We start from the raw sequence: 6,738 nt of genomic DNA, 5'->3' as shown, positions 1-6,738 counted from the left end.
ATCTGCAAAGCCGGTTTCTCGGCCCGAAAACTAGCCTCGTATTTTCCGATCGGGTCGAACCGGGTGACCCGCTGGCTTCTCATGTCCAGAACATGGATCCGGCCTTGACCGTCCACATCGATGAAGAAAGGTGTATCGTAATCGCCAGGACCCTGTCCTTTGCGGCCGACTTGGCGGATAAATTTGCCTTTGGCGTCGAAGACCCGGATGCAGACGTCGCCCCGGTCGCTGACGTAAACCGTCCCGTCGGCTCCGAGGCGGATCTCGAAGGGCTGATTGACGAGGTCGCCTTGGGGGTCGTTGTCGCCCCCCACCGACCAAAGCTCCGTCAGCTTGGGGGTCACGACGCCGTCGCGCGGCTGGATCGGATTGGAAACCATTTTAATGGGCGCCGCGGGCTTGGTTTGCGGGACCGGAGCATCCGACGCAGCAGCCGTCCTTATCAAGCCAAAGGCAAGAACGGCCGCGATGACCGGCCATGCGGAATTCCGGGATCTCAAGAAAACGGCCATGGACAAACCCCTCCTCGACGAACCATCGTCATTAGTATTACGATCCTGCACCGCAATTTGTTTAGTTTCGAAGCGGTTTTTTTCAGGCGGCTTCATAGCCCGGCCAAGCGGAACTTCAGGAGCCGCAGCGGGACTCCGCTCGCCCCAAATTCCTCGGCCAGTGTCGTGAGATATTCCCCATCGAAGATCGGCCCGGCTTCGCCCGGGCTGAAGGTGATCCGGTACTTCCCGGTCTCGATCTTGGCTTCTCGAACAAGCTCTCCGCTGGGGGAGAAGATTCGGACGATAGGGGCATTTCCTTCTTCGGGAAATGAAAAGACGAGGAATCGACCCTGGCGGTCGATAAAAAAGTTGAAATAATAAATGCCGGGATCATTCTGGCCGATCACGACAGCTAAAGCTTTCTCGCGAGGTGGAGGAGTATAGCCCAAGTAAGAGCCATATATTGTCACGGTCCCATCCTTCGATTTCGTGCTGATCGTGAGGTTCATCGGCAGCGCAGCCTGAATTCGGAACGATCGCAGTTGCTTGCCGATCGCATCGAAGACCTCTATTTCAGGCCAGTTCGTGAATCCCGCGGCGAATTCTCCCGCACCCAGCCCCCGTACAAACGGCCGGATGCGCGCGTAGGGTGCTTGGGCGCTTACCTTTTTTCCGTCCTTAGTCTCATATGGCTTGGGTTCCTTTTCAGGCATGTCTCTGATGACGGTCTCGCGCCCGGTCTTTAAATCCACCAGGGCGATGACATGAAGATTCGGGGCATCAGTCCGCTCGACCCAGCCGGCGACTACAGCGGTCGTTTCATTCAACGGGACCAGACAGTCGACCGGGTGGTCGATGGCCGCTTCCCGGACGAGCTTGCCGTCCAGGTCGAAGACGCGGACACGCCCCAATTCGGATACGAACAGAAGCTTGTCATTCCAAAGCGAAAGCCACGACGGCCGGTTATAAATGGTCAAGGCCTTCGCCTCGCGGCGCCCCTTCTTCCAGAGCCGTTCTTGGAACCGACCATCGGCTCCGAAGATGAGGAAATTGTACGTCCGGGTGTCGGTCACCATCAGGCGGCCGTCCGGGAGTCGGATCAGGTCTTTATATGATCCGCGGCGCTCATAATCCTTGAAAAGCTTTTCCCAGTCCGCGCCTAGGGCGAAATCCTTCACTTTCTCGAGGCGGATGACCTGGAGCGGAGGAGTCTGGGCGGGAGCCTGGCCTTCGGTCGCTGCCGCTTGACCCGCCGCAGTCACAGGGATGAGAAGCCAGAGCAGAAGCCAACGAATGTTCATAATGCTTTTCCCCCTTCGGCGACCCGGCGGACCGTGCCATCGCGGGTCGTCAGAAAAGTCTCCCGTGTGCCTCGCGCCGCATCTTCGACGGTAACGATGAGCCGCCCTTCGACCCAATCTCTTAACGGATCGGGGAAATCATCGATCGTCACTATCTCCGATGTCGTCGGCTCGAGAGTCCAGGGCGCCTTTGACGGCGATAGGAGCAAAACGGCCGCCAGGATAGCCGATCCGGCGGCGGCCGGAATGAGGAATCGCAGGAAACGCGGACGGGAACTGCGGCTGGAGGCCGGTCGGATGGTTCCATTAATGGGCGACTGTGCAGCGGGAAGGGCGTCGCAAACCGGAACGGCGGCCATAGGGAGAGCCGCACCGATCTGACTTCCCAGAAGCTCTTCCTCGGCATAGAATTCCCGGCACGCCGGACAGGCGGCGAGATGAGCCCGTATAGCCTCGGCAGCGGACGCGTCGAGGCCGCCGTCGCGCCAATCGAAGACTTGCCTTCGGCAGGATTTACAATTCATGGGTTTTCTCCCCATCCGGGACGAGCGGAACATCCGCCTCCCGGACGATCGCGGACTTGACCCGGCGCAAAGCGTGATGGAGCCGGGATTTGACGGTTCCCTCGGAGGCCGAGATCAGGGCGGCGATTTCAGCGATCTTCCGGCCTTCGACATAGCGCAGATGCAGGACTTCGCGATGCTTGACGGGAATCCCTCCGAGAGCGACGCGAAGGCTCGCAAGGCGGGGGTCTCCGCCGGATTCCACCATCGGCGCCGCGGCGCATTCGGAAGAATAGCGAACCGCCGTCGATGCCCAACGAAGAAAGCGGCGGCGCCGGCGACAATGGAGCAGAAAACGGCGGCGCAGAATGCCGTAGAGCCAGGTATAGGGGGCGGACCGCCCCTCGAACCGGGCCAGCGATCCCACCGCCTCCGCCAGTGTCTCCTGGACCAGTTCCTCCGCCTCGACCCGATCGCCGCAGAGCGCCAGGGCCGAAGCCAGAAGGCGCGCGTGATAAGCCGCGGCCCATTCGGCCAAAGCCTTGGGATCGACTTCGCTCTTCATCTTCTCTATGTAACCGATCCGGCCAGAAGGTTCAAATCGGAGGGCTTGGGGAATTGCATTGACAAGCTTCCCGGCCGGCCGCTATAGTCTCGGTCCGGAGGACCGCCATGCTCGTTCTCGATGACCGCTTCTCGCTCGAGGAATTCATCGCCGTCGTGCGCCGGGGGCGGCGGGTCGACATCGGTCCCGCCGCGCGCGAGCGCATCCGGCGGGCCCGGGATCGAGTCGAGGCCATCCTGGCGGTCGGCATCCCCGTCTACGGCGTCAATACGGGCTTCGGCAAGTTCCAGAACACCCGCATCGAGGCGGACAAACTCAAGGATCTGCAGAGAAACCTGATTCTCTCCCACGCCATCGGGGTCGGCGAGCCGTTCCCGGCCGAGGTAGTGCGCGGCATGCTGCTCCTTCGGGCCCAAAGCCTGTCGCTCGGCCACAGCGGCGTCCGGGAGGAAGTCGTCGAGGCTTTGCTGGCTTTCCTCAACCACGGCATCCATCCGGTCGTTCCTTCGCAAGGCTCGGTCGGATCGAGCGGCGACCTGGCGCCTTTGGCCCATATGGCATTGGCCCTTATAGGCGAGGGAGAGGTCGAATATCGGGGCACGGTGCGGCCGTCGGCCGAAGTGCTGGCCGAGACAGGGCTCTCCCCTCTCGTCCTCGAGGCTAAGGAGGGACTAGCCCTCATCAACGGTACCCAAGCCATGACTTCGCTGCTGGCGTTGTTTATAGCCGATGTCCGGACTTTCCTGACGACGGCCGATATCGCGGCCGCGATGAGTGTGGAGGCTCTCAAGGGCAGCCACGCCCCGTTCGAGGAGGCGGTCATCGGACTCCGGCCGCATCCGGGCGCGGTCGAAACGGCCGCCAATATGCGCGCGCTCTTACGCAACTCCGAGATCCGACTGTCTCACGAAAGCTGCGCCAAGGTCCAGGACGCATATTCACTGCGGGCCGTTCCCCAGGTCCACGGCGCCAGCCGGGACGCCATCCGCCACATCGAGGAAGTCCTGCGGGTCGAGATGGGCTCGGTCACCGACAATCCGCTGGTTTTCCCGGAGGAAGGCCGGGTCATCTCGGGCGGGAACTTCCACGGCCAGCCCTTGGCGCTGGCGGCCGACTACGCGGGCATCGCCGCGGCCGAGCTGGCTTCCATCAGCGAGCGGCGGGTCGAGCAGATGCTGAACCCCGCTTTGAGCGGCCTGCCGGCCTTCCTGGCCGAACAGGGCGGGCTGCACAGCGGGTTGATGATCTCGCAATACACGGCGGCTAGCCTGGTTTCGGAGAACAAGATCCTGGCCCATCCGGCCAGTGTGGACAGCATCCCGACCAGCGCCAACCAGGAGGATCACGTCTCGATGGGCACGATCGCCTGCCGGAAGGCACGGCAGATCCTGGAGAATTCGATGTGGGTGTTGGCCATCGAGATCGTTTCGGCGGCCCAGGCGCTGGACTTCCACAAGCCGCTGCGGCCGGGCGCAGGAGTGGAGGCCGTCTATGACGCGGTGCGGGCCGCCGTCCCGCATCTATCGACGGATAGGTACCTCAAGCCAGAGGTATCGAAGGTCCGGGAGATGATCCGCCGCGGCGATTTCGTCCGTGCCGCGGAAGCTGTCTCCGGCCCCCTTAAATAGGGGTCAGGTCTTAAGTTATAAGTTTTCTTACGCCAAAAAACGGCAACTACTATCAAAAAAGGCCATAACTAATATCTTAAGACCTGACCCCTACCCTAGGCAGGCGGCCGGAATCCAGCCGCGTCTGCCGCGGGAATCTTCGGCCCATATCCAGCCCGATTCCTCTTCCAATAAAATTAGCCTCTCCCCCGCCTCGACGGTCAGCTCGGTCGAATCATAATCCCGACGCATGCGGCCTTGCTCGGGCTCCTCCGCCGGCGCTCCCGAGGCGGATTCCAATAGGGGCTCGATGAACGCTTCGGGAATCCAGGCCGCCTCACCTCCCGGGCCGCGGCACCACAGCCAGCCGGGGAATTCAGAATCCGCCTTTAGGATCCATACGGGATCGCCGGATTCAAGCCTCACCGCGTAGGGATATGAGGCGGTCCATGCCTGGACAACCAGCGCCGGCGAACCGGACGGTCTCAATCCCATACCGCAAAACGCAAGACGCGACCCCTTATTTGGGGCCGCCGCCGAAATAGATCAGCGAGAAGGCCACGATAGCCAAGACGATGAGCGAAAGGACGACTTCCTTCCAGCCCCAAGTGGCCCGCGAGGCGGCCTTGTCCTTAGCCACGGTCGTGGCATAGGTCAAGCCGTTGAGCTTCTCGTAGTCCGGCTTCTTGGTCAGCAGACTGACCACGATCATGACCACGATGCAGACGACGAACAGGATGATCGAGAAATAGAGGAAGTTGATCGAAGCGAAAGCCTTGAAGAAGCCGCTCAGATGGGCTTTGTTGAGCTCCAGGAAAATGCGAGACATCCCGACCACGAACCCTCCGATGAGGGTCGTTAGCGCGGCCGGCCCATTGATCCGTTTCCAGAAAATGCCGAGCAGGAAGACGGCCGCAATAGGCGGCGCGATATAAGACTGGACGCTCTGGAGGTAGTGATAGAGCTGGCTGGAGATGGCCTTCATCAGCGGGATCCAGGCCAAACCGGAAGCGCACAGCACCACGGTCGCGATCCGCCCGACCCCGACCAGCTTCTTTTCGCTGGCCTCCGGATGCCGCTTTTTGTAGATATCCATTGTGAACAAGGTCGAGCTGGAGTTAAAGGTCGAGGCCAACGAGCTCATCAACGCCGCCAGCAGGCCGCCGGCGACCAGGCCGCGCAGGCCGATCGGGATGAGGGTGGCGACCATGGTCGGGAAGGCTTGGTCTGGCGAGGCCAGCGTGATCTGGCCGGACTTGGCCAGAACGTAGGCCATGACGCCGGGCAGGATGAAGATGTAGAACGGCAGGAGCTTAAGGAACGAGGCAAAGATCGTCCCCCGCCGGGCTTGCTGCTCATTCCTCGCCGCGAGGGCCCGCTGGACGATGTATTGGTCGGTGCACCAGTACCAGAGCCCGACGATGGGCGGCGCAAAGACCATCCCCGGCCACGGGAACTCGGGATGGTTGGCCGGCAGGAAGAGAGTCAGGTGGTCGGCGCCTGCGGCATGAACGAAGGCCGACCAGCCGCCGATCTTGATCAGACCGGCCACGGTCACGATGAGAGAGCCGGCGATCAATATGATCGTTTGTAGAGCCTCGGTATAGACGACGGCCTTCATCCCGCCCAGGACCGTGTATATGCCGGTCAGGACGACGATGATCAGGGCGCCCGTCCAGAAGCTGATGCCCATCAACGCCTGAAAAACGACGGCGCCGGCATAAACATTGACGCAAATCTTGGTAAAGACATAGGCGATCAGGGTGATGCCCGAAAGAAACCAGCGGGCCTTGGGCGAATACCGGAGCTCCAGAAACTCCGGCATGGTGAAGACCTTGCTCCGCATATAGAATGGGATGAAGAACCAGCCCAAGGCCAGGACCAGCCAGGCATGGAGCTCGTAATGCCCCATCACGACGCCTGTCTGCGCGGCCGTGCCGGCCAGGCCGACGATGTGCTCGGCCCCGATGTTGGAGGCGAAGATCGAAGCGCCGACGACGAACCAGCCGACGTGGCGGCTGGCCAGGAAGTAGTCCTCGGTGTTTTTCTGCTTCTGTTTGAAGCTCCAGAAGGAGATGCCCAGAACGACCGCGAAGTACGCGGCGACGACGACCCAATCGATGGGCGTGAAATTGATCATGCCATGCCTCCCGACCCGGGGGATTCGATTATCGGGGCATGTATATCATGAATGGGGTCAGGTCTCAACATTCAACATTCGAGGTTTCTTGTAATTAACAACGAATTTTCCCGCTCGCACTGACGGCT

Annotated in this window: 5 protein-coding genes; 1 reads left to right on the top strand and 4 read right to left on the bottom strand. The window is 61.2% G+C overall.

Features of this window, described 5'->3' with window-relative positions:
* The 3 genes from NTZ26_07005 to NTZ26_06995 all read right to left on the bottom strand — a co-directional run.
* Positions 1-512, bottom strand: a 512-nt coding sequence (locus tag NTZ26_07005; protein ID MCX6560249.1) for a 6-bladed beta-propeller, incomplete at its 3' end; no start/stop codon positions are given.
* 92 nt (positions 513-604) lie between these two features.
* Positions 605-1,795 carry a hypothetical protein gene (locus NTZ26_07000; protein ID MCX6560248.1) on the bottom strand — a complete coding sequence of 397 codons (1,191 nt, stop codon included), beginning with the start codon at positions 1,793-1,795 and terminating at the stop codon, positions 605-607.
* Between the two features lie 513 nt (positions 1,796-2,308).
* On the bottom strand, positions 2,309-2,863 hold the full coding sequence (locus NTZ26_06995; protein ID MCX6560247.1) for a sigma-70 family RNA polymerase sigma factor: 555 nt from the start codon (positions 2,861-2,863) through the stop codon (positions 2,309-2,311).
* Between the two features lie 107 nt (positions 2,864-2,970).
* Between NTZ26_06995 and hutH the strand changes: the two genes are divergently transcribed.
* Positions 2,971-4,491 carry a histidine ammonia-lyase gene (gene hutH, locus NTZ26_06990; protein MCX6560246.1) on the top strand — a complete coding sequence of 507 codons (1,521 nt, stop codon included), beginning with the start codon at positions 2,971-2,973 and terminating at the stop codon, positions 4,489-4,491.
* 499 nt (positions 4,492-4,990) lie between these two features.
* Here the strand turns inward: hutH and NTZ26_06985 are convergent, their stop codons facing one another.
* Positions 4,991-6,610 (bottom strand): sodium:solute symporter, encoded by a 1,620-nt coding sequence (locus NTZ26_06985; GenBank protein MCX6560245.1) that lies wholly within the window; start codon positions 6,608-6,610, stop codon positions 4,991-4,993.
* Between the last annotated feature and the right edge of the window lie 128 nt (positions 6,611-6,738).

It is taken from the genome of Candidatus Aminicenantes bacterium (assembly GCA_026393855.1).
GTDB lineage: Bacteria > Acidobacteriota > Aminicenantia > Aminicenantales > UBA4085 > UBA4085.
The sequence above is the reverse complement of the archived record's forward strand: the minus strand, read 5'-3'. Positions and strand labels throughout refer to the sequence as shown.

Coding starts and splice junctions, on each gene's coding strand:
- NTZ26_07000 (MCX6560248.1), bottom strand. CDS start 1,795: ATGAACATTCGTTGGCTTCTGCTCTGGCTTCTCATCCCTGTGACTGCG.
- NTZ26_06995 (MCX6560247.1), bottom strand. CDS start 2,863: ATGAAGAGCGAAGTCGATCCCAAGGCTTTGGCCGAATGGGCCGCGGCT.
- hutH (MCX6560246.1), top strand. CDS start 2,971: ATGCTCGTTCTCGATGACCGCTTCTCGCTCGAGGAATTCATCGCCGTC.
- NTZ26_06985 (MCX6560245.1), bottom strand. CDS start 6,610: ATGATCAATTTCACGCCCATCGATTGGGTCGTCGTCGCCGCGTACTTC.